At 71.8% G+C, this 24599-nt stretch carries 24 protein-coding genes and 1 pseudogene; 9 read left to right on the top strand and 16 right to left on the bottom strand.

The window, feature by feature from the left end; translation table 11 throughout:
• The first annotated feature begins 33 nt into the window (after window positions 1–33).
• Window positions 34–858, top strand: coding sequence for a hypothetical protein (locus EKH77_RS19630; RefSeq protein ID WP_126918168.1), 825 nt, complete (start codon window positions 34–36; stop codon window positions 856–858).
• 139 nt (window positions 859–997) lie between these two features.
• Here the strand turns inward: EKH77_RS19630 and EKH77_RS19625 are convergent, their stop codons facing one another.
• Entirely contained in the window at window positions 998–1444 is a 447-nt protein-coding gene (locus EKH77_RS19625) for a hypothetical protein (protein WP_126915642.1), read from the bottom strand.
• Between the two features lie 371 nt (window positions 1445–1815).
• Between EKH77_RS19625 and EKH77_RS19620 the strand changes: the two genes are divergently transcribed.
• On the top strand, window positions 1816–2190 hold the full coding sequence (locus tag EKH77_RS19620) for a type II toxin-antitoxin system RelE/ParE family toxin (RefSeq protein WP_126915641.1): 375 nt from the start codon (window positions 1816–1818) through the stop codon (window positions 2188–2190).
• Window positions 2187–2498 (top strand): helix-turn-helix domain-containing protein, encoded by a 312-nt coding sequence (locus tag EKH77_RS19615; protein WP_126915640.1) that lies wholly within the window; start codon window positions 2187–2189, stop codon window positions 2496–2498. The genes EKH77_RS19620 and EKH77_RS19615 overlap by 4 nt, the downstream gene beginning before the upstream one ends.
• 21 nt (window positions 2499–2519) lie before the next feature.
• Here EKH77_RS19615 and EKH77_RS19610 read toward each other — a convergent pair.
• A pseudogene (locus EKH77_RS19610) lies at window positions 2520–2693 on the bottom strand (DUF397 domain-containing protein); the annotation flags it as partial.
• Window positions 2678–3520, bottom strand: a complete 843-nt coding sequence (locus EKH77_RS19605) for a helix-turn-helix domain-containing protein (RefSeq protein ID WP_126915639.1) — start codon at window positions 3518–3520, stop codon at window positions 2678–2680. The pseudogene EKH77_RS19610 and the gene EKH77_RS19605, both read right to left, overlap by 16 nt.
• Before the next feature lie 123 nt (window positions 3521–3643).
• Here EKH77_RS19605 and EKH77_RS19600 point away from each other — a divergent pair, with 123 nt between their 5' ends.
• The 3 genes from EKH77_RS19600 (at window position 3644) to EKH77_RS19590 (ending at window position 5927) form a co-directional block, all read left to right on the top strand.
• Complete coding sequence (locus EKH77_RS19600; RefSeq protein WP_126915638.1) at window positions 3644–3970, top strand: hypothetical protein; 327 nt, start codon at window positions 3644–3646, stop codon at window positions 3968–3970.
• Between the two features lie 154 nt (window positions 3971–4124).
• A complete protein-coding gene (locus tag EKH77_RS19595; RefSeq protein ID WP_126915637.1) occupies window positions 4125–4982 on the top strand; it encodes a hypothetical protein in 858 nt (285 codons plus the stop codon).
• Window positions 4983–5012: 30 nt separating this feature from the next.
• Window positions 5013–5927: a YwqG family protein gene (locus EKH77_RS19590; RefSeq protein WP_126915636.1), complete on the top strand. Its 915-nt coding sequence runs from the start codon at window positions 5013–5015 to the stop codon at window positions 5925–5927.
• An 18-nt stretch (window positions 5928–5945) separates the two neighbouring features.
• On the opposite strand, the gene EKH77_RS19585 is transcribed toward EKH77_RS19590, so the two are convergent.
• On the bottom strand, window positions 5946–7439 hold the full coding sequence (locus EKH77_RS19585) for a PLP-dependent aminotransferase family protein (protein WP_126915635.1): 1494 nt from the start codon (window positions 7437–7439) through the stop codon (window positions 5946–5948).
• Window positions 7440–7486: 47 nt separating this feature from the next.
• On the opposite strand from EKH77_RS19585, the gene EKH77_RS19580 reads away from it, so the two are divergent.
• The 3 genes from EKH77_RS19580 (at window position 7487) to EKH77_RS19570 (ending at window position 9295) form a co-directional block, all read left to right on the top strand.
• The gene (locus EKH77_RS19580; RefSeq protein ID WP_126915634.1) at window positions 7487–7981 is read left to right on the top strand and encodes a carboxymuconolactone decarboxylase family protein; all 495 of its coding nucleotides are present in this window, start codon (window positions 7487–7489) and stop codon (window positions 7979–7981) included.
• A gap of 93 nt (window positions 7982–8074) precedes the next feature.
• On the top strand, window positions 8075–8458 hold the full coding sequence (locus tag EKH77_RS19575) for a VOC family protein (RefSeq protein WP_126915633.1): 384 nt from the start codon (window positions 8075–8077) through the stop codon (window positions 8456–8458).
• A gap of 96 nt (window positions 8459–8554) precedes the next feature.
• Window positions 8555–9295, top strand: coding sequence for an isocitrate lyase/PEP mutase family protein (locus EKH77_RS19570; protein ID WP_126915632.1), 741 nt, complete (start codon window positions 8555–8557; stop codon window positions 9293–9295).
• Window positions 9296–9310: 15 nt separating this feature from the next.
• Here the strand turns inward: EKH77_RS19570 and EKH77_RS19565 are convergent, their stop codons facing one another.
• From EKH77_RS19565 to EKH77_RS19510, 12 genes are all read right to left on the bottom strand, one after another.
• Window positions 9311–10282 carry an ABC transporter substrate-binding protein gene (locus EKH77_RS19565; protein WP_126915631.1) on the bottom strand — a complete coding sequence of 324 codons (972 nt, stop codon included), beginning with the start codon at window positions 10280–10282 and terminating at the stop codon, window positions 9311–9313.
• 1 nt (window position 10283) lies between these two features.
• Window positions 10284–12245, bottom strand: a complete 1962-nt coding sequence (locus EKH77_RS19560) for an ABC transporter permease (protein WP_126915630.1) — start codon at window positions 12243–12245, stop codon at window positions 10284–10286.
• On the bottom strand, window positions 12242–13375 hold the full coding sequence (locus EKH77_RS19555) for a quaternary amine ABC transporter ATP-binding protein (RefSeq protein ID WP_126915629.1): 1134 nt from the start codon (window positions 13373–13375) through the stop codon (window positions 12242–12244). The genes EKH77_RS19560 and EKH77_RS19555 overlap by 4 nt, the downstream gene beginning before the upstream one ends.
• Window positions 13375–14907, bottom strand: a complete 1533-nt coding sequence (locus EKH77_RS19550) for a GMC family oxidoreductase (RefSeq protein WP_126915628.1) — start codon at window positions 14905–14907, stop codon at window positions 13375–13377. The genes EKH77_RS19555 and EKH77_RS19550 overlap by 1 nt, the downstream gene beginning before the upstream one ends.
• 53 nt (window positions 14908–14960) lie before the next feature.
• Window positions 14961–16469 carry an aldehyde dehydrogenase family protein gene (locus EKH77_RS19545; RefSeq protein ID WP_126915627.1) on the bottom strand — a complete coding sequence of 503 codons (1509 nt, stop codon included), beginning with the start codon at window positions 16467–16469 and terminating at the stop codon, window positions 14961–14963.
• A 184-nt stretch (window positions 16470–16653) separates the two neighbouring features.
• Entirely contained in the window at window positions 16654–17541 is an 888-nt protein-coding gene (locus tag EKH77_RS19540; RefSeq protein WP_126915626.1) for a hypothetical protein, read from the bottom strand.
• A 13-nt stretch (window positions 17542–17554) separates the two neighbouring features.
• Complete coding sequence (locus tag EKH77_RS19535; RefSeq protein WP_126915625.1) at window positions 17555–18130, bottom strand: hypothetical protein; 576 nt, start codon at window positions 18128–18130, stop codon at window positions 17555–17557.
• Window positions 18127–19833, bottom strand: coding sequence for a hypothetical protein (locus EKH77_RS19530; RefSeq protein ID WP_126915624.1), 1707 nt, complete (start codon window positions 19831–19833; stop codon window positions 18127–18129). Before EKH77_RS19530 ends, EKH77_RS19535 begins: the two co-directional genes overlap by 4 nt.
• A gap of 182 nt (window positions 19834–20015) precedes the next feature.
• Complete coding sequence (locus EKH77_RS19525) at window positions 20016–21005, bottom strand: malate dehydrogenase (RefSeq protein WP_126915623.1); 990 nt, start codon at window positions 21003–21005, stop codon at window positions 20016–20018.
• 190 nt (window positions 21006–21195) lie between these two features.
• The gene (locus EKH77_RS19520) at window positions 21196–22311 is read right to left on the bottom strand and encodes a helix-turn-helix domain-containing protein (protein WP_126915622.1); all 1116 of its coding nucleotides are present in this window, start codon (window positions 22309–22311) and stop codon (window positions 21196–21198) included.
• 396 nt (window positions 22312–22707) lie between these two features.
• Window positions 22708–23583, bottom strand: coding sequence for a helix-turn-helix domain-containing protein (locus EKH77_RS19515; protein WP_126915621.1), 876 nt, complete (start codon window positions 23581–23583; stop codon window positions 22708–22710).
• Window positions 23580–24371: a helix-turn-helix domain-containing protein gene (locus EKH77_RS19510; protein WP_126915620.1), complete on the bottom strand. Its 792-nt coding sequence runs from the start codon at window positions 24369–24371 to the stop codon at window positions 23580–23582. The genes EKH77_RS19515 and EKH77_RS19510 overlap by 4 nt, the downstream gene beginning before the upstream one ends.
• Window positions 24372–24599: the final 228 nt, after the last annotated feature.

The following is a 24599-nucleotide window of genomic DNA, read 5'->3' as shown; positions in this document are numbered from 1 at the left end:
CGCCGCCCTAGAGTCGGAGGCGTGTTCCTCGGCATGCTCTGCGCACTCGGCACGGCGGTCTGCTTCGGCACCGCCTCCGTCCTCCAGGCCGCCGCCACCCGGGCCACCGCGCCCGGCACGGGCTCCGGCGTGGACCCCATGCTCCTGATGCGGGCGTTGCGCCAGTGGCGCTACCTCGCCGGGCTCGCCCTGGACGGCGTGGGCTTCCTGCTGGAGCTCGTCGCCCTCCTCAGCCTGCCCATCTACGCGGTGAGCGCCGCCCTCGCCGCGAGCCTGGCCGTCACGGCCGTCACCGCCTCCCGCGTGCTGGGCGTGCGGCTCAGCGGCGTGGAGTGGGCGGCGGTGCTGGTGGTGTGCGGCGGGCTGGCGATGCTGGGCCTGTCCTCCGGCGCGGAGGGCACGGGCAAGGGCGACACCGCGCTGAAGGTCGGTGTCCTGGTCACGGCGGTGGGCGTCCTCGCCTTCGGCGCGGTGGCGGGGCGACTGCGGGGACGGGCCCGGGCGGCGGCGCTGGGCCTGGGCGCGGGGTTCGGCTTCGGGGTGGTGGAGGTCTCGGTACGTCTGATCGACGACTTCGCGCCCATGGCTGTGCTGACCAACCCCGCCGCTTATGCCTTGCTGATCGGCGGCGGAGCGGCGTTCCTGCTCCTGACGTCGGCCTTGCAGCGCGGCTCGGTCACGGCCGCCACGGCGGGCATGGTCATCGGCGAGACCATCGGCCCGGCCTGGGTGGGCGTCTCCTGGCTCGGCGACCGCACGAGGGAGGGGCTGATGCCGCTCGCGGTGACGGGCTTCGCGCTGGCCGTGCTCGGGGCGCTGGCGCTGGCGCGGTTCGGGGAGGCGCCGGCGGAGGAGTGACGGGGGTTGTTGTGTCGGACGGATTCAGCAGGTGTGGGGCCGGATGGAGTGGGGTACGCGCTGTTATGTCGTCGGCAACGACAGCGGGGCGACCGGTCGGCCGAATGGCCGCCGATCGCCCCGCGCCGCGCGCGTGTGACTACTCCACGTCGACCGGACGCACGAACTCCAGGGTCCACGTCTCCTGGAACTCCGGCTTCGGCGGCACGATCTCGATCTGGGCACCACGGTGGCCCGCCCGGAGGGCGAGGCCCTTCTCGTTGAGGATCTTCACGCCGCCCAGGACGCCTTCGAACGTGAACTTCGCCAGCTCGGAGCGCTGGACGGCGTTGACGAAGACCTTGTCGTCGGCGATCACCAGACCGGCGGCGTCGTGACTGGCCAGCCGGATCACATACGGCGAGCCGGGAACCGGCTCGGCGGGCTCGATGATCCACTCCTGCTCGATCGGGAGCGGGTTGAACCGGTCGACGATCACGGGCGCGCCGTGCTTCACGGCATACTCCGTGGCCGTCACCAGGGAGGACGGGCCGATGATGTGAGCGTGGATCTTGTAGATACCAGGCTTGATCGGGATCGGAGGCATGGGCGAGGCGTCCTCTCTCACGGTCCGCTTCCACCGACGGCGGGCCGCCGCCGGTGAGACGCCCTCCACCTTCGCGGCGCGTCCGGGCGCCGACTAGGGCGGGATATCGCCAAGGCGATTACGGCGCGGACTGCTCGGTCGCGCTTGCGAATCGGGTCCCGGGAAGCTCGGGCACCGATCTGGGCCGCGTTGCCCGACGGGCGTCATACCCCAACCACACGCTTCGTCGCGGCCCGGCGAGCCGACCCTCTGACCGCCCCGCTCAAAAGCTGCGGGCGCTGTTTGCGCGCACGCCAGTCCGGATCACCCGATCAGGCGATTGCCGCCAGGTTTCGCCAACGGGTGTGGGCCCTGCCCCTAGCGTCCCGCCGGTGGAGCAGCTCTACGAGATCGAGATCGAACCCGAAGTCGAAGCGTGGCTCAGCGCCTTACCGCCGGACCAGTACCGCGTCGTGGAACGCCACGCGGACCGGCTGGCCGACGCCCCCACGACGCTCGGCGAACCCTACTCGCGCCACCTCAGTGGATCGGTGCGGGAACTTCGATTCCACCTCGGTGACAACGCCATACGCGTCACCTACTGGCTGGCTCCCGAGCGCCGTATCGTGTTCTTGACCGTCTTCCGAAAGACCCGGATGCGGGAGGAACGGGAGGTCCAGAGGGCCTTGTGGGCTCAGAAGGAGTGCGAGGAATCGCATCCCCGGGCAGTGGTCACCTACCACCGGACATTCGAGGAGTCGCTGTGAGCACGGGGCACCACGCATCGTGGAAGATCCCGGAAGAGCACCGGGCCGACCCGGCGTACGTCGAGGCGGGCGCCGCCATCGCTCTGGGCCAGGCGGTCTACGACCGCCGGATGGCCCTGGAGATCGACCAGGGCACCCTCGCCGAGCGGACCGGGATGTCCCTCGCGGACATCGAACGCATCGAAGGCGGCGGCACCGCCCCCACACTCCCGCTCCTCCGCGTTCTCGCTGCCGCGCTCGACGCGAAGCTGGATGTCTCGATCGACATCGAGGACACCCACGTTTCGTTCGTGCCGCACGCGGCCTGACGCGTTTGCCTTGATGGCACGAACGAAGGTGCTCCAGGCCCCCGCGGGGAGGAACAGGGCAGGCCCTGTGGGGGATTTACTGTCGCGGACAGGTATGAGGTCGCCGGGTATGAGGTCGGCGACCTCTAAGCAGTCATCGTTCGCCGTGCTGTACGTCGACTTGCGCCAGGCCGCGCCGATCAGTTCGAGTCCCATGTACCGAATTCCTCCATTGCCTTCTCGATCCACCTTCTGGACTCGGCTGGTGGAAGCGCCATGGCATGCACCAAGTCGTATCGGTGGCGATGCCGCGCCACCGCCCTGCGATCCCTGACCATGTCGGTCAGGCCGAACCCGCCTTCGAGGTAAACCACGTCCGGAGCGTTGTCGAAGGACAAGACCGTCAACGATCCGCCCATGGTCGCGTGTGCGCCGGCCGCGTACGGCAGAACCTGGATCTCGATTCGCGGCTTCCTGGACATCTCCAGCAGATGAGCCATCTGCGCACCCATGACAGACGGGCCTCCGACCGGCCGACGAATCACCGCCTCGTCCAGCACGACCCACAGCAGAGGCGGAACTTCCCTCCTGAGCAAGCCGCTCCTGGCGATTCGGGCGGCCACCATCACGCCGATCTCCTCCTCGGAGCACCACGGCCCGGCGTGGCTCATGATCTGGCGCGCGTACGCCTCTGTCTGGAGCAGCCCCGGTACGCAATGGGCCTGGTACTGGTGAATCGCGCTGGCCCTGACCTCGTACTCCTTGTACTTACGGAACGCGTCCGACGGCGGCAGTCGCCGCAAGTGCGCCCAAAGGTCATGCAAATCGCCGCCCGCTCCCAGGACCTCATCGAGCATCTCCGACACTTCCGCTGCCGGAATCTCCTTGCCCAGCTCGAACTGAGCGATACGGCTGTGGGAGAGGAAGACCTTCTCCGCCAACTCCTTCTGCGTCCACCCGGCCCGCTCACGCAGTTTGCGCAACTTCGTTCCGTACAAGGCTGGTAGAGAACTGCTCGGGTCGAGTTCCTTGGGCGCAGGCATGGAGGCAACCACCCGTTTTCGTCTTGTCGCGCCGAAAGCCGTTACCCCTGGTGAGCGTAGCTCCACACCCTGATGCTGAGAACCGGAACCGGAGTAACAGACCACGACCGAGGTAGCCCACCCATGCCACACGACAACGTCCGTCACGCCGCCGCACGCACGGCACGCGAGCTCTCCGACGCATTCAAAGCTCACGGCTGTACGGTCCAGGTCGTACCCCAAGGACCCGTCGACGGACAGATGTTCCTCTTCATCGACGACGCGCTCACCGGCTACGAAGCCCAGCTTCTCACCGCCGCACTCGCCGCATACACCGCTCCCCCGCCGCGCTGCGACGAGTGCCAGGCCATCAAGCGCGACCGCGCCAAAGCCGTGCGCGACGGGAACCGCGAGATGGCCATGAAGGTCGCCACCGCCATGGGAGTCCATCAGCGCGTATCGCACGGCTGATCTATTCGTAACCGTACGGGTGTTGGGGCGCCGGAACGTGCCCTTCGGCACGCCTCCGAGGAGTACGTTTCGGCGCAGACGAATCGACCCCCGGCGGTGCACTAACACCGATCCGGGGGTCTCCACCCACTAGGGAAGAGGACTTTCCCCGCAGATGTTCCGGCATGCTATCGCGCCCACCCGCTTCTACACCCCCGTGTCCAACGAGATCATCCGCCATCCCCGCCTCTCCTCCGACGCCAAGTGCCTTCTCCTCTGGCAGCTTTCGCTCCCGCCCGGCGTCGACGAGCCGCTCTCCGAGTCCGCCCGGCGAGCCGGGATCAAGAAGACCGCGTTCGGCCACGCCAAGCGCGAACTCATCGCGGAGGGTTACGTCCACGAGTGGCGCCTCCCCGGGCCCCGAGGACGCTGGTCCACGACACAGCTCGTATCGAATGTCCCGCTGACGGACGCCGAGGCGCTGGCCCTGCGCGACGGACGCGACGGACGCGACAACGTGACGCCGCCGACGGACGCTCCTCCGGCCCCCGGTCGGCCGACCGGCCACGCCGTCGGACGTCCCCAGGAAAACACCGGGGAGAACACCCCCAACCCCCGCGCCACCGCCGCCCTCACCGCCGTCTCCCGCTCCGAACGGCGGCTGCGGCTCTCCGCGCGGGACGTCAAGGCGCTCGCGCCGCTCGCGGCGGAGTGGTTCAGCCGAGGAGCCACCCTCGCCGAGTTGCGCGACGCGCTGACCTCCGGGCTTCCCGACGCCGTCCGGTCCCCCGTCGGGCTGGCCCGCGACCGGCTCACGCGGAAGATGCCGGACCCGGCGCCGGAGCCGACGCCGCCGCCCGTCCCGCTCAGCTCCTGCGCGGGCGGCTGCGGGCGGGTATTCCGGCCCGTCACCGACGAGGCGACCTGCCGCGATTGCCGTACCGAGCGGGCCGCTGACGACGCCTCCGGCGCCATCGCCGCCACCAGACGCGGCATGGCCGCGATCCGGGACATCCTCGCAGCTCAGACGTGATTGTCAGTGGTGGGGTGCATCATCGTCGGCATGACTGAGAGCACGCTGCACGACCTCGCCCGGACGCTCCTGCCCGCCGACCTCGCCGAGCGCTGGATTTCGCTCCTCCGCCCGGCCGCGCGGCTGGTGGCGACGCCGGAGCCCGGGCCGGAGGACGTGGTGGTCGGGCGGCTGGGCGGGCTGCCCGAGCTGCCGGAGGGCATGGCGTGGCCGATGTGGGAGGGGCACGGGCCGCTGTCGTTCATCGCGTCCGTCGACTGCGCGGCGTTGCCGACGGGCTCGCTGGACATAACGCTGCCCGCCGACGGGACGCTGTCGTTCTTCTACTTCGACGGGCAGATCGACGACGGCGACGCCCTGGTCTGGCCCGACGATCCGAAGTCGTGGGCGGGCGCGCGGGTCGTCCACGTCCCGGCCGGGGTCGCGGTGGCCGAGCGCGCGCTGCCCGTCGTGGACGACGAGGACGTCGAGTTCGAGGCGTACCCCGAGGTCCCGCTGACGGCCCGTGTGGAGTGGACCGCGCCCGACTCCTGGCACCCGGACTTCGTCGCGGCGCTCCGCCGTGACGGCGAGGGCGAGGGCGGGGAGGGCGGGGAAGAAGAGTCCAACCACCACCCGGCGGAGGCCAAGGCGTTCGTCGACGCCCTGTGGGACCTGGAGCGGGAGGCCGACCATCTCATCGGCGGCCACGCCAACCCCGTCCAGAACGCCGTGGAGTACGAGATCGCCCACGGCTTCCTCAACCGCGACGGTGGCGACATCACCTGGAGCGACCCGCGTGTCGAGGAGGAGGCGCGGCGCTGGACGCTCCTCGCCCAGATAGACACCGACGACGCCGCCGACATGATGTGGGGCGACTGCGGCGCCCTCTACTGGCTCATACGCCCCGAGGACCTGGCCGCCGGCCGCTTCGATCAAGCGATGTTCACCATGCAGTGCTGCTGAGCACGGTGAATTCCGCTGTCACGGCGTGGGCGCCGGCGCCGGTGGCAGGACGTCGATGAGGGTCTCCAGCGCCCCCGCGAAGGCGTGCTTCGCGGGCGTCCCGTAGGCCACGAGCAGACCGTCGCGGCCGTCCGGCACCGGGGAGGGGACGGACGGGCCGGCGGCGTCGTGGCGGAAGCGGCTCAGGCCCTCGATCGCGAGGCCCCGCCAGGCGGCGGCCTGGATCGTGGCCTGCTCGGTGCCCGGGGGGAGCTCGAGGACGGCGTGGAGGCCGGCGGCGATGCCGGTGACGCGGATGTGGGGGGCCTGCCGGGCGAGGGCGGAGACGAGTTCGTCGCGACGGCGGCGGTAGTGGAGGCGCATGGCACGGACGTGACGGTCGTAACCGCCGGAGTTGATGAACTCGGCGAGGGTGAGCTGGTCGAGGACGCCCATGCCCCATTCACCGGAGCGTCGCAGGTCCAGGACGTCGGCGACGAGGTGTTCGGGGAGGACGAGCCAGGCGAGGCGCAGGCCGGGGGCGAGGGACTTGCTGGCAGTGCCGCAGTAGACGACGTGTTCGGGGGCCAGGCCCTGGAGGGCGCCGACGGGCTGGCGGTCGTAGCGGAACTCGCCGTCGTAGTCGTCCTCGACGATCAGCCCGCCCGTGCGCGCGGCCCAGTCGGCGACGGCGGCGCGGCGGTCGGGATGGAGGGGGACGCCCGTGGGGAACTGGTGAGCGGGGGTGAGGAGGACGGAACGGACGCTCCGCCGCGCCTCGTCGTCCAGCTCCGCCACCCGCGCGCCGTGGCCGTCCACGGTCAGCGGGTCCGTCCGGAGCCCGGCGCGTTCGGCGATGCCGCGGTGGACCCAGAGTCCGTACGACTCGACGCCCATCGTCTTCACGCCGCGCTGCCGCAGCACTCGCCCCAGCAGGGCGAGCCCCTGACTGAAGCCCGCGCACAGCACGACGCGCTCGGGCGTCGTACGGACGCCGCGCGCCCGCGCCAGATAGCCGGCGAGGGCTTCGCGCAGCTCGGGGCGGCCCCGGCCGTCGCCGTAGCCGAAGGCCTCGTGGGGGACGGCGGTGATGGCGCGGCGGGCGGCGGAGAGCCAGGCGGCGCGGGGGAAGGAGGAGACGTCGCAGGGGCCGCAGCGCAGGTCGTGGACGGGCGGCGGCGGGGTGCGGGGCGGGGTGGCGCGGCGGTGGGCGGGGGCCGGGCGGGGCGGCGCGGTCCGGGAGGCCACCCGGGTGCCGGAGCCCTGCCGGGCGGTGAGCCAGCCCTCCGCGACGAGCTCGCCGTATGCCTCGGCGACGGTGTTGCGGGCGAGACCGAGGTCGACGGCGAGGGTGCGGGAGGAGGGCAGCCGGGTGCCGGGGGCCAGGCGCCCGGAGCGGACGGCTTCGCGCAGCGCGTCGGTGAGCGCGGCGCGCACGCCGCGCTCACCCGCGCCGACGGCCGCCGCTCCCGTGCCTGCCCCAGGGAGGTCCAGGTGGAGGTCCACTCCAGAAATGGCCCACGTTTTCTCCATGGGAATGGACCATACCCCTGGGCTATCGACGGCGTAGCGTCGGTGCCATGACGACGACATCGACGACGACAACCGAGACGAACACCCACCAGCACGGCCCCCGCATGGACTTCTACAAGCACGCCCCCGAGGTCCGGAAGGCGATGTTCGCCCTCTCGAAGGCCGCGAACGACGGTGTGGACCCGGTCATCGGCGAGCTGGTGAAGATCCGGGCCTCGCAGCTCAACCACTGCGCGTTCTGCATCGACATGCACGTCAAGGACGCCCGTAAGGCGGGCGAGTCGGAGGCGCGCATCTACCTCCTCAACGCGTGGGAGGAGGCCACCGGCTACTACACCGAGAAGGAGCAGGCGGCCCTCGCCCTCACCGAGGCCATCACGGTCCTCACGGACGGCTTCGTTCCGGACGAGGTCTACGAGCGCGCCGCGCGCCACTTCTCCGAGGAGGAGCTGGCCCACCTCATCGCCGCGATCATCGTGATCAACTCCTGGAACCGCATCAGCGTCTCGACCCGCGTCCAGCCGGGCTCCTACCAGCCGTGATCAAGAGCGAGTAGGCTTGGCCACAGCATCGCGCGTCGGTCACCGGCTGGGTGAGGCGTGGAGGTGCCGGATGCCCTCGGAGGCATAGCAGCCTTGTCAGTTCAGCTCAATCACACCATCGTCGCAGCGAAGAACAACCGGGAGTCGGCGGAGTTCTTCGCCCATCTCTTCGGACTGGAAGTCGGCGAGGGGTGGGGTCCGTTCATCCCCGTCGTCCTCGCCAATGGCGTCACCCTCGACTTCGCCAACGTCCCGCCCGGGGCGCCCTTCGCGCCGCAGCACTACGCCTTCCTCATCTCCGAGGAGGAGTTCGACGCGGCGTTCGCGCGGATCAAGGAAGCCGGGCTCACCTACTGGGCCGATCCGCGTCAGCAGAAGCCGATGGAGATCAACCACAACGACGGCGGCCGGGGCGTGTACTTCCCGGACCCCTACGGCCACTACATGGAGATCATCACCCGCCCGTACGGCGGCTGATCCCATAGCCGAATAGGCGAACAGGCGGAGTGGCCCACGTTCCCCGCAGGGAAGTGGACCACTCCGCCCGCCTCTTCCGGGCCTACGGTCGTCCGTATGAGAACGAACGCGGACGCCTTCCGGGCCCGCCACCACAGCAGTGCCACCGACGGCCCCCTCGTGCTGCCCGGCCCCTGGGACGCCGCCAGCGCACGGGCCTTCGCCGACGCCGGGTTCCGGGCCCTGGCGACGCCGAGCGCGGGGGTCTCGGCGTCACTGGGCTACGCGGACGGGGAAGCTCCGGCAGCGGAGATGTTCACGGCGGTGGGCCGGATCGTGCGGGCCGTCGCTGCCGAAGGGGTCGTCGTCACCGCCGACGTGGAGGACGGCTACGGGCTGCCGCCCCGTGAGCTCGTCGAACGGCTCCTGGAAAGCGGCGTGGTCGGCTGCAATCTTGAGGACACCGACCGCACGACCGGGCAGCTCAAGGAGCCGCGCGCGCACGCCGACTGGCTGGCCGCCGTCGTGGCCGAGGCGGACGGACGGCTCGTCGTCAACGCCCGTATCGACACGTTCCTGAAGGACGACGTCGACAGCGCCGCGCCCGCCGTCGAGCGCGGGCTGCTGTACGCCGCCGCCGGTGCCGACTGCGTCTACCCGATCCTCGCCCCGGCCGAACTCCTCGCCCCGATCGCCGAGCGCGTCGGGCTGCCGGTCAACGCCCTCGCCATGCCCGGTGGGCCCTCCCCCGCCGAACTCGGCGCGCTCGGCGCCGCGCGCGTCACGTTCGGCGGCGGGCTCCACCGGCGCGCCATGGCGGCGGTGGAGGAGATCGCGGCGGAGCTGCGGCAGGGATAACCGGTCGGGACCGGCTCAGCCCACCCACTTCTTCCACGTGCCCGGGTGGCGGTCCACCCACTTCTTCGCCGCCGCCTCGGGCGCGAGCTTGTCCTCGGCGATCATCTGGGCGACCTCGTTCTGATCGGCCTTCGTCCAGCGGAAGTCCTTCAGGAAGCGGGCGGCCTTGCCGCCCTTCTTCGCGAAGTCCGCGTTGAGGTACTTCTTCAGGGACGTCGTCGGGTACGCGCAGTCGATCGTCGACGGGTCCTTCGCGCCCTTCTCCGCGCACGCGTCGGTGTACTCCGGGAGCTTCACCTCGACCATCGGGACCTCGTTGAAGAGCCACTGGGGCTCGTACCAGTAGGTCAGGAAGGGCTTCTTCTCCTTCGCGAACTGCTTGATCTGCGTGATCTGCGCGGCCTCGGAGCCCGCGAAGACGACCTGGTAGTCCAGCTTCAGGTTCTTCACCAGCGCCTTGTCGTTGGTGACGTACGACGGGGAGCCGTCGAGGAGCTGGCCCTTCCCTCCGCTCTCCGAAGTCTTCAGCTGCGCGGCGTATTTGTTGAGATTCCGCCAGTCGAGAACGTCGGGGTGGGCGTCGGCGAAGTACTTCGGGACCCACCAGCCGATGTGGCCGGTGACCCCGAGGTCACCGCCGTCCGTGATCGTCTTCTTGTCGTGGACGTAGCGCTTCTCCTGGTCCGGGTGGCCCCAGTCCTCCAGGATCGCGTCCACGCGGCCCTGGCTGAGAGCGTCCCAGGCCGGGACCTCGTCCACCTGCACGGTGTCCACGCGGTAGCCCAGCTCGTGCTCCAGCAGGTACTGCGCCACCGCCGCGTCGGCGCGGGCGCCGACCCACGACTGCACGGAGAGGGTCACGGTCTTCGCGCCCGCCGCGTTGGCGTACGGGGACGCCTGCTTCGTCATGTCCGCCGCGCCGCAACCGGTGGCGGCGGCGGTCAGCAGGGCCACCGCCGGGAGGGCGATCAGTGCCTTGCGCTTCATGTCAGTTCGCCTCCTTCGCGTTCGCCTTCACCGGCTGGGTCACCCGGTCGAGCATCAGTCCCAGGCACGCGATGGCCGTGCCGGCCATCAGCCCGGTCGCCAGGTCGCCCTGCGCGAGGCCGAAGACGACCTCGTAGCCGAGCGCGCCACCGCCCACCAGGCCGCCGATGATGACGACGGACAGGACGAGGACGACCGCCTGGTTCACGGCCAGCAGCAGCTGCGGCCTCGCCAGCGGGAACTGCACCTGCCGGAGCTGCTGCCCGCCCGTCGCGCCCAGCGAGCGCGCGGACTCCATGGCCGCCGGGTCCACCTGCCGCAGCCCCTGGCCGACGATGCGGACGACGGCGGGCAGCGCGTAGACGATCGCCGCGGCGGCGGCCGGGGCGCGGCCCACGCCGAACAGGGCGACGACCGGGATGAGGTAGACGAACTGCGGCATGGTCTGGAAGACGTCCAGGACGGGGCGGAGCAGGCGCTCGACGCGGTCGCTGCGCGCGGCCGCGACGGCGACGAGCACGCCCAGGAGCAGGGTGACGGCGACTGCCGCGAGCACCTGGGAGAGGGTGTCCATGGCGGGCTCCCAGCGGCCCAGTACGCCGATCGCGGCGAGGGAGATCGTGGCCGTGAGGGCGGTTCGCCACGTGCCGATCAGCCACGCCAGGGCCGCGACGAGGGTCAGGGCTCCCCACCAGGGGAGGGACTGGAGGCCGGACCGGAGGGGGTCCAGGACCCAGGCGGTGTAGTGGGCGGCGGCGTCGGCGGTGCCGCCGACTCCTGGGATTCCGCTGTAGAGGTGGTCGACCATCCAGTCCTTCGCCCGGTTCACCGGGGCGGCGATCTGGAGCGTCCAGGTGGACGGCCAGGCCGTGCCGGCGAGGCGGCCGAGCGTGATCACCGCCGCTGCGGCGACCACCCACGTGGTGAGCGTTCGGGTGCGGCCCGGTGGGTGGCTCTGTGCCCACCCGTTCCGCCCTGCGGAACGACTGCCCACAGAGCGGTCGAGGAAGATCGCCAGCAGCACGATCGGGATGCCCGCTGTCAGGGCCGTGCCCACGTCCACCGTCGACAGGGCCTGGTAGACGCGGTCGCCCAGGCCGTCCGCGCCGATCACCGAGGCTATGACGGCCATCGACAGGGCCATCATGATGCTCTGGTTGACGCCGAGGAGCAGTTCCCGGCGGGCCAGCGGCAGGCGGGCCGTCAGGAGGCGCTGGCGGGCCGTGGCGCCGAGGGAGTCGACGGCCTCCAGGACGCCCTTGTCCGTGCCGCGCAGGCCCAGTGCCGTGAGGCGGGCCATCGGGGGCGCCGCGTAGACGACGGTGGCCAGGACGGCCGGGGCCACGCCGATGCCGAAGACGAGCACGACGGGGAGGAGGTACGCGAAGGCCGGGAGGGCCTGCATCGTGTCCAGGACCGGGCGCAGGGCCCGGAACGTGCGGTCCGAGAGGCCGGCCGCCAGGCCCAGCAGCGCGCCGACGGCGACGGACGCCGCGACGGCCACGATCATCAGGGCGAGCGTGCGCATCGTGGGCACCCACATCCCCAGCAGTCCGCACACCGCGAACGAGGCCAGGGCCGTGACGCCCGCCCGGACACCCGCCAGGCGCCACGACAGCAGTGCCGCGCCCGCCGTCACGCCCGCCCAGCCGAGGGCGAGCAGGACCACGTACACAGCCCGTACCGAGACGACGATCGCGTTGCTGATGTGGCCGAAGAAGTACAGGAACAGCCAGTGGCTGTCACGGTTGTCGATGATCCAGTCGTTGGCCCGGCCGAGCGGGCCGGTCAGGTCGACGGTCAGCGCGTGCGGCCAGGCGCCGCTGCCCCAGCGGGCGGCGGCGAACGGCGCCACGGCCGCCGTGACGGCCGCGAGGAGGAGCAGTTTGCGGGCGGAGGGGGCTCTCCATAGCGCCCGGAGCGGCGTGATGTGGGGGGTGACGGTCGTGCCGGCCGTGCTCATGCCGCGGTCTTCTCCTCGAAACCCCCCATAGAAGGCGTCCTTTCCAGGCCCGCCACGACCCCCAGCAGGCTCGTGGAGTCGACGACGCCCAGGCACCGGCCCGCGTCGACGACCCGGGCCGAGCAGCCCGTACGCGCCACCGCCTCGATGGCGTCGGCGACGGTCGTCGCCGGGGACAGCGCCGGTCCGGTCGCGGCCTCGCCCGCGTCGTGGGCGGGGCGCATGGCGCGGCGGACGGTGAGGACCTGCTCGCGCGGCACGTCCCGGACGAAGTCGCGGACGTAGTCGTCGGCCGGGGAGCCGACGATCTCCTCGGGCGTGCCGCACTGGACGACGCGGCCGCCGCGCATCAGCGCGATGCGGTCGCCGACGCGCAGCGCCTCGCTGAGGTCGTGGGTGATGAAGACCATCGTGCGGCCCTCGTCGCGGTTGAGGCGGACGACCTCTTCCTGCATGTCGCGGCGGATCAGCGGGTCCAGGGCGCTGAACGGCTCGTCGAACAGCAGCACTTCGGGGTCGGCGGCGAGGGCGCGGGCCAGGCCGACGCGCTGCTGCTGGCCGCCGGAGAGCTGGCCGGGGCGGCGGCCCTCCATGCCCGCGAGGCCGACCTTGGCCACCATCTCGCCGGCCTTGGCGCGGCGTTCGGCCTTGCCCATGCCCTGGATCTCCAGGCCGTAGGCGACGTTGTCGAGGACCGTGCGGTGCGGGAGCAGGCCGAAGTGCTGGAAGACCATGGCGGCCCGGTGCCGGCGCAGGTCGCGCAGGGCGCCCTTGTCCATGCCGCCCACGTCCTCGCCGTCGATGGCGATGGTGCCGGCGGTGGGTTCGATGAGGCGGGTGAGGCAGCGGACGAGCGTGGACTTGCCCGAGCCGGACAGGCCCATGACCACGAAGCACTCGCCCGGGCGCACGTCGAAGGAGACGTCCCGGACGGCTACCGTGCAGCCGGTGCGTTCGCGCAGTTCCTCGGGGGTCAGCGCGGCCAGTTCGTCACTGCCCGGCACGCGGTCGGCCTTCGGGCCGAAGACCTTCCACAGGTTGCGGACGGAGAAGACGGGAGCGACCGTCTCGTCGGCGGTCTTCCCTATGCCGCGGCCGTTGTCGCTATTGCCATTGCCATCGGCGGACATCAGGCTCCACCTCCTCGGGTCGCGGCCTCTACCAGCAGTTCCGAACACTTCTCCCCCACCATCAGCACTCCGATCATCGGGTTGACGGCCGTCATCGTCGGGAAGACCGACGCGTCCGCGATACGGATGCCCTCCAGGCCACGGACACGCAACTCCGGGTCTACCACGGCCTGTTCGTCGCCGCGCGCGCCCATGCGGCAGGTGCCCGCCGGGTGGTAGACGGTGTGCGCGACCTTGCGCGCGTACTCGCTGAGCTCCTCGTCGGAGGTGATCTCCGGGCCCGGGCAGACCTCGCGCTTGAGCCAGCCCGCCAGCGGCTCGGTCTTCGCTATCTCGCGGGCGATGCGGATGCCGTCGACGAGCGTACGCGCGTCGTAGTCGTCCTCGTCCGTGAAGTAGCGGAAGTCCAGGGCGGGCTTCACGGACGGGTCGGCGCTGGTGAGGTAGAGGCGGCCGCGGCTGCGCGGCTTGGGGATGTTGGGGGTCATCGACACGCCGTGCTCGGGCTTCTCGTAGCCCAGGCGCTCGGGGTTGTCGGTGAAGGGGATCTGGTAGAAGTGGAACATCAGGTCCGGGCCGTTCGAGGCCGGGTCCCGGCGGACGAACAGGCCCGCGTCGGAGTCCATCGCGGAGTTCTCGGGTATGGGCCCGTCCGTCTCCCAGACGATCACCGACTCGGGGTGGTCGAGGAGGTTCTCGCCGACGCCCGGCAGGTCGTGGACGACGGGGATGCCGAGCTTCTCCAGGTCGGCCTTGGGGCCGATGCCGGAGTGAAGCAGCAGCCGGGGCGTGTCCACGGCGCCCGCGCAGACGAGCACCTCGCGGCCCGCCTCCACGAACAGCTCCTCGCCGTCCTTGGTGCGGACGTGCACGCCGCGCGCCCGGCCGGCCTCGATCTCCAGGCGGTACGCCCAGGTCTCCAGCATCAGGTGGAGGTTGGGGCGGTCGAGGAAGGGGTGGAGGTAGGCGACCGAGGCGCTGGAGCGCTTGTTGTTCTCGGGGTGGTAGGCGAGGTCGAAGAAGCCGACGCCCTCGTGGAAGGGCTTCTTGTTGAAGCCCTCGACGCGCGGGACGTCCGTGGCCCGCCGCGCCGCCTCGACGAAGTCGCGGGCGATGGCGTTCCGGTCCTTCTCGTCCACCGCGACGATGTTGTTGCGGAGCCGGGCGAAGTACGGGTCCATGGACTCGGCGTCCCAGCCCTCGGCGCCGGCCTCGGCCCACTCGTCCCAGTCGCCGGGCAGCGGCTTGAAGGAGATCAGGGTGTTGTGGGAGGAGCAGCCGCCCAGGACGCGGGCGCGGCTGTGGCGGATGTGGGAGTTGCCGCGCGGCTGTTCGGTCGTCGGGTAGTCGTAGTCCAGGTCCCCGCCGAGCAGGCCGAGCCAGCGGCGGAGGGTCAGGACGTCCTCGCGGTCGACGTCGGTGGGGCCGCCCTCGATGACGGCGACGGTGACGTCGGGGTCCTCGGTGAGACGGGAGGCGATGACGGAGCCGGCGGTTCCGCCGCCGATGACGACGTAGTCGTAGACGGGCATGGTGGGGGTGGACTCCTTCTGCGGCAGGACGGTTTGAGCGCGGAGGGCGAGACTCAGCCCGCGAACCAGCGCACCGGCTTCGGCGCCAGGTTCTGGTAGACGTGCTTGCTCTCGCGGTACTCGGCGAGCCCCGCGGGGCCCAGTTCCCGGCCGGTGCCGGACTTGCCGAAGCCGCCCCACTCCGCCTGCGGCAGGTAGGGGTGGTAGTCGTTGATCCAGACCGTGCCGTGCCGCAGCCGGCCGGCCACCCGGCGGGCCCGGCCCGCGTCCTTGGTCCAGACGGCGCCCGCGAGGCCGTACTCGGTGTCGTTGGCGAGCGCCACGGCCTCGTCCTCGGTGTGGAAGGTCTCGACGGTGAGGATCGGCCCGAAGGTCTCCTCCCGGACGACCGTCATGTCGCCGTGGCAGAGGTCCAGGACGGTGGGGGCGTAGAAGTAGCCGTCCGCCGGGCGGGTCTCCGAGGGCTCGGGGCGCTTGCCGCCGCAGCGCAGGGCCGCGCCCTCGGCGAGCGCGGAGGCGACGTACGCCTCGACCTTGGCGAGCTGCTGCGCGGAGACGAGCGGGCCGCACTCGACGCCCTTCTCGGTGCCCCGGCCGAGCTTGATCCGCTCGGCGCGGCGGGCGAGTTCGGCGACGAAGCGGTCGCGCACCGACTCCTCGATGATGAGCCGGGAGCCCGCCGAGCAGACCTGGCCGCTGTGGATGAACGCCGCGTTGAGGGCCTGGTCGACGGCGGTGTCGAAGTCCTCGTCGGTGGCGCAGGCGTCGGCGAAGACGACGTTGGGGTTCTTGCCGCCGAGTTCGAGGGCCACCTTCTTGACGGCGGGCGCGGCGGCGCGGGCCACCTTGGCGCCGCTGGCCAGGCCACCGGTGAAGGAGACGAGGTCCACGTGCGGGTGTTCGGCGAGCCGGGCGCCGACCGGGTCGCCGGTGCCGGTGACGAGGTTGGCGACGCCGGCGGGCAGCCCGGCCTCGGCCAGCAGCCGCACCAGGTGCACGGTCGACAGCGGGGTGACCTCGCTGGGCTTGATGACGAAGGTGTTGCCCGCCGCGAGCGCCGGGGCGATCTTCCAACTGGCCTGGAGAAGCGGGTAGTTCCAGGGCGTGATCAGCGCGCAGACGCCGACCGGCTCGTGGACGACGACGCTGTGGACGTCGTCCGAGCCCGCGTCGACGACGCGGCCGCCGCCCTCGTTGACGACGAGATCCGCGAAGTAGCGGAAGGCGGCGGTGACATCGTCGACGTCGACCCGCCCCTCCTCCAGCGTCTTCCCGGTGTCACGGCTCTCGGTGAGCGCGATGGTCTCGCGGTCGCGCTGGAGCAGATCGGCCACGCGCCGCAGCAGCGCGGCCCGTTCGGCGACCGGCGTGCGCGGCCAGTCGCCCTCGCCACCGCGGAAGGCGCGGCGCGCGGCGGCCACGGCCGCGTCGGCGTCCGCCGCGCCGCCCTCGGCCACGACCGCGAGAACGGTGGCGTCGGCCGGGTCGAGCACCTCTCGCTGAGCGCCGGACGCGGCGGCACGCCACTCCCCGTCGACGTGGATGGTCTCGGCTGACGCCATGTCTTCTCTGCCTTCCGGTGACGAACGATCACGTGCGCACCGGCCCTGTCCGGACGAGGCCCAGGGCCGGCAACGGGTCGCGCCTAACCAGAAGGGGTGAACCTATGCCTCTCCTTTCACAAAGAGTGACGCGAGTCACTCAGCGTCGCGTCGTTTCGTGGATCGGGGTGTTGATCGGACGGTGTCATCCGGCGCAGTAGCCCGTCGGGCAGAACGAGCCCACCAATGACCGCATGACCAGGCCCTGCGCGGCCTCACCGCCCACGGGACCGCCCACCAGCAGCGCGTACTGCTTGCCGTCCGGAGCGGTGTAGGCATGGATCACCACATGCCGCCTGGTGCCGTCACTCAACGTGTACGTGTACTCGTACTCCGCCGGGTTGCCCGCCCCGGCGACCGTGGCGAGCCTGGTCTTCCGGTAGTTCTTGTACGCGGAGACGTACTTCTCGGTCTCCAGCAGCGAGTCGTACGGCGTCGCCCCCGGCGGGTTCAGCGTGAACACCTGGATCAGGCTCGTGCCGTCCGCCGTCCGGTAGAACACGCTGCCACGGTCCGTGCTGCGCGACCAGCCCGCCGGCACGTCCAGCCGGAAGCCGGCCGGGTCCGTGGTCCGCACGAAGCCGGACGCGGCGCCCGTGGCGCTGTAGGTGCCGTAGCTGGGGTAGCCGCCGTAAGTGGTGGCCGTGGGGTACGGGTTGGGGTTGTAGGTGTAAGGGTTGTACGGGGTGTAGCCCCCGGAGAGGCCGGAGGTCGTGCCGGACGACGAGCCGTACGTCGATCCGTACGTGTCCGTCGGGCCGGGGGACGGCCAGGCGGTGGCGGTCGGCACGGGACCGTCGACGCCTCCTCCGCCGTCGTCATCCCGGACGAGCGCCCAGACGCCGACACCGATTCCGCTCGCCAGCACCACCCCGGCCACGACGCCCGCGAGGATGGAGGCGTGGGAGGGGCCCGTGGGCGGCTCCTCGTCCGGATCCGTTTCGCCGGCCCCGGCGCGTGGCGGCTCCGGCGGCCGCCATCCGGGCGGCGGTTCGTCCACCCACTTCTGCGCGTCCGCGTCCCAGTAGCTCATGCGAATCGCCGCCTCACGCCACTAACCGGCTGATCGCGTCGACGACGGCGGCCAGCGACGCCAGCCCGCCGACGGCCGTGGCGCCGCTGGTCAGCAGCGTCCGCAGGCGCGTCAGCCGGGTGCGCCGGGCCTGGCCGGTCAGCCCGGCCTCCGCCTGGAGCTCCGCGAGCTCCCCGTCGACCTCGTCCAGCCCGTCGCCCGGGGTGCGGACGCGGTGGGACAGCTCCCTCCGCATCTCCCTGACCGCCGCGAGGAGTTCGGGCGTCACGGTCAGCAACTGCCGTGAGGCGTCGACCGCTCGTGCGTCCCTGCCCTGGGCCAGCGCGCCGCCCGACATCGAGCCGACGGCCATGCCGCCCCGGCCCGGGGCCGGCGGCGGGGGCGTCGCGGCCGCCGTGGCGGGGCGCTCGCCCACGCGCTCCGAGCGGTCCTCGGCCTGGGCGCCGTCGCCCTGGGCCACGGCGCCGCCGCTGAGCGAGCCGATGGAGATGCCGCCGCCGCTCGGGCTCCGGGTGCTCTCGCGGCGGTGTTCGTCGTCCTCGTGCCTGTCGTTTCCGCGCTGATCGCTGTCGTGTCGGTCGTCCGTCATCGTCCCCCGCTTCCCGTGAGGTGTTTGGCCTCGGCGCCCGCGCCCTGGGCCACGGCGCCGCCGCTCATCTGGCCGATGTAGATCGCGCCCTCGCTGAGCTGCACGATCTGCTGCTCGAAACGGTCCGTCTCATAGCCCTGGGAGCGCAGCGCCTCCCGGACGCCGCTGGCGATGCGGTCCTGGACCGTCTTCACATAGCGGCTGACGTCCATCTCCTGGAACAGCGAGATCTCCTTCGCCGCCGCCAGCTCCCGCACCGAGTGGGCCGGGCCGTCCGGCGCCGAGCGCCGGGGGTCGGCGAGCCAGGTGCGGAAGCCCGACACGCCGGAGCGGACCGTGGAGACCGCCGCCGCGAAGCCGGCCGCGGGAGCGGTCAGCAGCGCGCGCAGCCCGTCACGCAGCATGTCCTCCTCGCCCCGGCCCGCGATCACGTCGACCGCGCGGAACTCCGCGCGGATCGGTGTCAGGACGTGCGGGACGACCTCCAGGACCAGCATCCCGCCCTGGGTGTGCACCCGGACCAGCACCGAGACCACGATCTGCTCGTCCCACGCGCCGACGCGCACGCGCAGGAAGTAGCGGCGTGCCTCGCCGCCCTCGTTGACGGCCTCGGCCAGGTGCATCCGCACCGTGCGCTCGTCGTAGGACACCACGGAGCGCTGCGGCCCGACCGGGAGGTAGACGAACTCGTCGATCTCCAGGTCCTTCAGCCGGTCCCGGCTCGTCGCGGCGGCCGCCTGCCGCAGGGCCTCCAGCCGGGGGCGGATGAGCTCGACGACCGTACGGCCGGTGAAGGGGGCACCGGCCGCGCCGCCGGTCCCTCCGGTCGTGCCATTGGTCGCGCCATTGGTCGTGCCATTGGCGGTGCCATTGGCGGTGCCGTTCGACGCCGACGGGGACTTCTTGTCGCGCTTGAGCTCCAGGGCGAAGGACCAGGGCTCGTAGGGGACGCCCATGCCGATGAACGGCCGGGAGGGGTCGTAGATCGTCAGGCCCGCGTACTGCTCCCGGTCGATGGACCGGGCGATGCGGCGGTGGTACGCCGAGTCGGGCAAGGGCCGGTCCCCCTCGGCGAAGGCCTTGGCGAAGTTCTTCCGGCTCAGCTCGTCGCGCATCACGGCCGCCACGCGCGCCCGGTGCATCCACACCGGCAGGACGAGCAGCAGCGGGAAGATGATGCCCGCCCAGTTGCCCGCGCCTTGGGCGAGCGCCCAGAGGGCGAACAGCCAGTAGGCGAGGGTGATGAGCGGCAGGCCCGGCAGCAGGGCGCGCAGGGCGCGCTGTGCGCCGCTGCCCTGGAGAGCCTCGCGGAGAGTGCGCCGGTCGACCACGTACGCCGCCGAGCCGCGCCCGGCGGCGGCGTGCGCGCCCCAGTGGAGCAGACAGACCGCGGCGTAGAGGAAGGACCAGAGGCCGACGAACGGCAGGCTCTCCGCGCCCTCGGGGACGGAGGCGGCGTCGGCGGCGATGAAGCCCACCCAGAGGGCGAGCAGGAGCAGGGCGGTCAGGGTGTCCTGACCGCGGGCGCGCAGTGCGTGGGTGAGCACCGGCACCACATCGACCCCCAGGGACGGGGCGATGGGTCTTTCCTCATGTTCCACCAGCTCTTCGATGACACGGCGGCGGAACTCGATGTCGAGGTAGGTCCCCGCGCAGAGTAACCGGGTGGCCTCTGACGGGGATCCTTGGACGGAATGGCTCATTTCGGTCCCCCGATCCGTCGAACTCGCCTTCGAACTAGCCGAGTTGACGTATTTTCGGAAGAACCCAGAATAAGCCAACGGGCCCGCCACCGACCCCCCTTGGGAGTGGATGACGGGCCCGAAATCGTCGGGCACGGGTGTACGTCAGCACACCCGTGCGGCGACGGTGCTTATGTACCGGCTCAGATCAGGCCGAGGGCGCGCACGGCGTCGCGCTCCTCCGCGAGCTCCTGGACGGAGGCGTCGATGCGGGAGCGGGAGAAGTCGTTGATCTCCAGGCCCTGGACGATCTCGTACTTGCCGTCCTTCACGGTGACCGGGAAGGAGGAGATGAGGCCCTCGGGGACACCGTAGGAGCCGTCCGACGGGATGCCCATGGAGGCCCAGTCGCCCTCGGCGGTGCCGTTGACCCAGGTGTGGACGTGGTCGATGGCGGCGTTGGCGGCCGAGGCGGCCGAGGACGCGCCACGGGCCTCGATGATCGCGGCGCCGCGCTTGGCGACGGTCGGGATGAAGGTGTCGGCCAGCCACTGCTCGTCGTTCACGACCTCGGCGGCGTTCTTGCCGGCGATCTCGGCGTGGAAGATGTCCGGGTACTGGGTGGCGGAGTGGTTGCCCCAGATCGTCAGCTTCTTGATCTCGGAGACCGCGACACCGGTCTTCTTCGCCAGCTGGGAGATGGCGCGGTTGTGGTCCAGACGGGTCATCGCGGTGAAGCGCTCGGCCGGCACGTCCGGGGCGGCGGCCTGGGCGATCAGGGCGTTGGTGTTGGCCGGGTTGCCGACGACGAGGACCTTGATGTCGTCCGCGGCGTGGTCGTTGATGGCCTTGCCCTGCGGCTTGAAGATGCCGCCGTTGGCCTCGAGCAGGTCGCCGCGCTCCATGCCCTTGGTGCGGGGGCGGGCGCCGACGAGCAGCGCGACGTTGGCGCCGTCGAACGCGACGTTCGGGTCGTCGGTGATCTCGATGCCGCGCAGCAGCGGGAAGGCGCAGTCGTCGAGCTCCATGGCGGTGCCCTCGGCGGCCTTCAGGCCCTGCGGGATCTCCAGCAGGCGCAGCTTGACCGGCACGTCCGCGCCGAGGAGGTGACCGGAGGCGATGCGGAAGAGCAGCGCGTAGCCGATCTGACCGGCGGCGCCGGTGATGGTGACATTGACGGGAGTGCGGGTCATGGCGATCTCCTGCGCGAGCTTTGGTGGGTGTCCCTGCCCAAGGTGTGCGGATCTCTCTCGGTATCAAGAGATCCGGCGCCAGGCTATCCGACGGGACCGGCCACGGTCCCCACCCCCGGTGTGGGACGCCTCACCGTCGCCGTTTGCGGTGAATCGTCCCTCAGGGCGGAACGCCTGCCCCACAAACCGCTCACCCCTCCGGGGTTCGTTCCTGCGGTGGGCGCGGGGTCGTGCAGCCCTTGCGGCCTGAGACGAGGGCGGCGCAGGCGGAGGCCTGGCGGGAGTCGGCGACGGGGATCATGCGGGTGTGCCCGTCGGCGCCCTTGTCGACGCGGCCGCTCTCGGTGACGGCCCGGCTGCCGGTGCCGCTTATGCGGAGGGTGTCGCCCGGCGCCGCCTGGGTGATCCGGGCCCACGCGGTACCGCACGCCTTGCTGTACCGGACCTCGAGGTACGACGCCCCCACCGTCGCGGAACCCGCTGTCGTGGCGTGCGCCCCGCCGCAGCCCATCGTCTCGGGGTCCTTGCCCGCGCAGGCGGCGCCCGTGCACTTCACCCCGTCGGGCATGCTCGACGGGCTGCCCGCGCTCGGCGTGGCGATCGCGCCGGGGGCCACCTGCCCGTCGTCCGGGCCCGTACCGAGCAGCAGCACGCCCGCCGCCACGACGAGGAGCGCCCCCACCGCGCCGACGGCGAACAGGACCGTGTTGCGGCGCGCGGAAGCGGGGGCCTTGGGGCTCTTGGGCGCCTTCGGGTCCTTGGGCGCCTTCGGCTTCCGGACCGGGATGGCCTTCTCCCGCACGTCCCGCGCCCCCGGATCGCGCGGCAGCCCGGAATCCGGCATCGGAGGCGACGGAGGCGGCTCGGCCTCGTCGTCGCGCAGGGCCGTGGGCGCCGATGACGGCGCGGCGACCGCACCCGCCCTCGCGGGCTTCCTCGTACGCTCGGCCTTCTCCGGCGGCGGCCCGAACTCCCCCAGCGCCGCCTTCGCCTCCGCGACGCGGATCGCCTCCATCGTCACGTCGTGCCGCAGCTCGGAGCGGCTCCACGCCCGTTCGGCCAGCTCCCACAGCGTGCCCAGATGGCCTACATCCGTGCCCGTGACCTCGGCCAGCGCCTCGGCCGCCCCGCGCGGGGGCAGCAGCCGGCCGTTGAGATAGCGCTCCCAGGACGTCTTGCTGTAGCCGGTGCGGTCGGCCACGGCGGCGATGCCGAGCCCGCTGCGCTCCACGAGTCTGCGCAATTGTTCGGCGAACTCGCGTACTTGTGGGTCGAGTTCCTCCGGTAGCGCCCTCCAACGAGGCATTGCCCTCCCCTGTCCCCCGGTCCCCGCTCACGACTACCCACGGGGATGCCCGAAACCAGCATGTCAGTTCCCAAAGGGGCGGCGCACGGAGGCACTTGGGGTTGATCAAGGCCATGGGGCGCACGCCCCTGGGGCGCGACCGGCGACCCCCGCCGTGCACGGTGACCATACGGTGACATGACCGGGCACTTTGGTACGGAAAGAGGACCCGGTACCGGAACGGTCACGCCCATGCCACAGCGGCCCGACGGACCTTGATCCGGCTTGTCGAGGTCATGATCCTTCTTGGGTGAGCGGCGGGCGGTCCTCCCACGGGGGTGGAGGACCGGCCGCCGGCTCTCCTCCACCCGTCTTCTACCCACATGTCGCCCCTCACACGCGGCGTCACACACGGCGTCACACACGCGGGGCCGGTGACTGCGGAACAAAGCACTCCGGGCTGCCGCCGGCGGGCAGGACACAGACCCGCGCCTTCTCCGGGTCCTTGGTGGCGGTCATGGCGGTCGACAGATAGAGCTCCGTGTCCCGCTGGCTCGCGGCCTTGAGCTCCTTGGCGTCGGCGCCGGGCAGCGTGAGCACGACATGGTCGCCCAGGCGCAGGTTCATGGACCGCACCCACACGGCCCCGCACTTCTCGCTGTAGCGGATCTCGACCCGCTGGCCACCGGCCGCCCGGCGCTGGAGCAGGGTGACGAGCATGCCCTGGGCGCCGCAGCCCATCTGCGTGGGGTCCGCGCCCTCGCACTCCGCGCCCCGGCAGCCGGGTTCGTAGGACTGCGGGTAGGAGGCCGCCGCGATGGGGTTCGCGGGGTCGTGGTCCCGGCCACCGGCCCCGGACCCGCCGCTCGCCAGGACCAGCGCGGCCACCACGCCCGCCACGACAAGGACGGCGACAGCGGCCGACAGCAGCACCCGGCGCACGAGGAACGGCCGCCGCTCCGGCTCCGCCACCACGGGTGGGGGCACCACGGGTGGGGGCGGCTGCGGCGAGGGCTCCCCGGCGGCGGCCCGTCCGCTCCACGACTGCTCGGCCAGCTCCCACAGCGCCAGCAGCCGGTCCGCCGGCTCGCCCGCCAGCCGGCACAGCGCGTCGACGGCCTGCCGGGGCGGCAGCTTCTTGCCGTTGAGATAGCGCTCCCAGGACGACTTGCTGTACGGGGTCCGCTCGCCGAGCGCGGCCAGGCTCAGGCCCGTACGGTCCTTCAGCTCCCGCAGCCCGGCGGCCAGCCGCCCGCACTCGGCGGGAACGAGCCGTTCCCCGCCCCCGCTCACCGGCGCAGCTCCTTCCAGGTGTCCGGGCCGACGATCCCGTCGACGACCAGGCCGCGCGCCTTCTGGAAGGCCTTGGCGGCGTCCTTGCTCTTCTCCCCGTAGGAGCCGTCGGCGATCCCGGGGTCGAAGCCGTGGTACCGCAGCAGGCACTGGGCCTCCAGGACCTCCCAGCCGGTGCTCTTGAGGTCCATGAGCGTGGTGCGGGTCGCGCTGTAGCCGGCCTTCAGGTCGCCGTCGTGCCGCTGGACGTCGCAGGGGCGCGAGCGGCCCTGGACGAAGACGAAGGGGGCCGGGGTGTCGCCGACGGCGGCGTGGGCGTGGCCCGGGTCCGCGGTCGTCCGGTCGTCCTGCCACGGGCGGGTGGCCAGCAGGACGGCGGCCAGGGCCACCGCCAGGGCGACGACGGCCGCGGCGAGCACGACGGTCGTCGTACGGCGCCCGCCCCCGGCAGGGGGCGGTGCCGTGGGCGCGCCGGGTGCCGCCCCTGCCGCCTCCTCCGCCTCGTCCGTCTCCGCCGCCTCGTCCGTCCACGCCTCCGCCGCGACCTCGTGGAGCACCAGCAGCCGCGTCGCGTCCGCGCCGCACACCCGGGCCAGTTCCTCGACGGCGTCGCGCGGCGGGAGTTGCCTGCCGTTGAGATAGCGCTCCCAGGAGGAACTGCTGTACGAGGTCTTGGCCGCCAGCGCGGCCAGGCTCAGCCCGCTGCGGTCCTTGAGTCTTCTGAGCTGTACGACGAGCTGCCGCACCCGCTGGTCCAGCGAGGCGGGTAATTCCCTCCAACGCGACATGTTCCACCCCATACGCGTCACAAGAGTCCCTCGAGGCGGAAAGTCGCCTCGTGCCGCACATCATGGCGAGGTAAACGCGCCGATTCCCGCGTCCGGGGCCGGGAGCCGTCGTTTCCGGCCAGCCCGGCCGTCCCTCCCCCGTCCCACCACCACCTCGTGGGACCCGGCGTCCTCGCAGGTGGGGGCGTGGGACGTCCCACGGTGGCCCAATTCCCGGCGATCCTTTGG

The sequence above is a fragment of the Streptomyces luteoverticillatus genome (genome assembly GCF_003970715.1).
Lineage (GTDB): Bacteria > Actinomycetota > Actinomycetes > Streptomycetales > Streptomycetaceae > Streptomyces > Streptomyces abikoensis.
The sequence above is the reverse complement of the archived record's forward strand: the minus strand, read 5'-3'. Positions and strand labels throughout refer to the sequence as shown.

Coding starts and splice junctions, on each gene's coding strand:
- EKH77_RS19630 (WP_126918168.1), top strand. CDS start 34: ATGCTCTGCGCACTCGGCACGGCGGTCTGCTTCGGCACCGCCTCCGTC.
- EKH77_RS19625 (WP_126915642.1), bottom strand. CDS start 1,444: ATGCCTCCGATCCCGATCAAGCCTGGTATCTACAAGATCCACGCTCAC.
- EKH77_RS19605 (WP_126915639.1), bottom strand. CDS start 3,520: ATGCCTGCGCCCAAGGAACTCGACCCGAGCAGTTCTCTACCAGCCTTG.
- EKH77_RS19600 (WP_126915638.1), top strand. CDS start 3,644: ATGCCACACGACAACGTCCGTCACGCCGCCGCACGCACGGCACGCGAG.
- EKH77_RS19595 (WP_126915637.1), top strand. CDS start 4,125: ATGTTCCGGCATGCTATCGCGCCCACCCGCTTCTACACCCCCGTGTCC.
- EKH77_RS19590 (WP_126915636.1), top strand. CDS start 5,013: ATGACTGAGAGCACGCTGCACGACCTCGCCCGGACGCTCCTGCCCGCC.
- EKH77_RS19585 (WP_126915635.1), bottom strand. CDS start 7,439: ATGGAGAAAACGTGGGCCATTTCTGGAGTGGACCTCCACCTGGACCTC.
- EKH77_RS19580 (WP_126915634.1), top strand. CDS start 7,487: ATGACGACGACATCGACGACGACAACCGAGACGAACACCCACCAGCAC.
- EKH77_RS19570 (WP_126915632.1), top strand. CDS start 8,555: ATGAGAACGAACGCGGACGCCTTCCGGGCCCGCCACCACAGCAGTGCC.
- EKH77_RS19565 (WP_126915631.1), bottom strand. CDS start 10,282: ATGAAGCGCAAGGCACTGATCGCCCTCCCGGCGGTGGCCCTGCTGACC.
- EKH77_RS19560 (WP_126915630.1), bottom strand. CDS start 12,245: ATGAGCACGGCCGGCACGACCGTCACCCCCCACATCACGCCGCTCCGG.
- EKH77_RS19555 (WP_126915629.1), bottom strand. CDS start 13,375: ATGTCCGCCGATGGCAATGGCAATAGCGACAACGGCCGCGGCATAGGG.
- EKH77_RS19550 (WP_126915628.1), bottom strand. CDS start 14,907: ATGCCCGTCTACGACTACGTCGTCATCGGCGGCGGAACCGCCGGCTCC.
- EKH77_RS19545 (WP_126915627.1), bottom strand. CDS start 16,469: ATGGCGTCAGCCGAGACCATCCACGTCGACGGGGAGTGGCGTGCCGCC.
- EKH77_RS19540 (WP_126915626.1), bottom strand. CDS start 17,541: ATGAGCTACTGGGACGCGGACGCGCAGAAGTGGGTGGACGAACCGCCG.
- EKH77_RS19535 (WP_126915625.1), bottom strand. CDS start 18,130: ATGACGGACGACCGACACGACAGCGATCAGCGCGGAAACGACAGGCAC.
- EKH77_RS19530 (WP_126915624.1), bottom strand. CDS start 19,833: ATGAGCCATTCCGTCCAAGGATCCCCGTCAGAGGCCACCCGGTTACTC.
- EKH77_RS19525 (WP_126915623.1), bottom strand. CDS start 21,005: ATGACCCGCACTCCCGTCAATGTCACCATCACCGGCGCCGCCGGTCAG.
- EKH77_RS19520 (WP_126915622.1), bottom strand. CDS start 22,311: ATGCCTCGTTGGAGGGCGCTACCGGAGGAACTCGACCCACAAGTACGC.
- EKH77_RS19510 (WP_126915620.1), bottom strand. CDS start 24,371: ATGTCGCGTTGGAGGGAATTACCCGCCTCGCTGGACCAGCGGGTGCGG.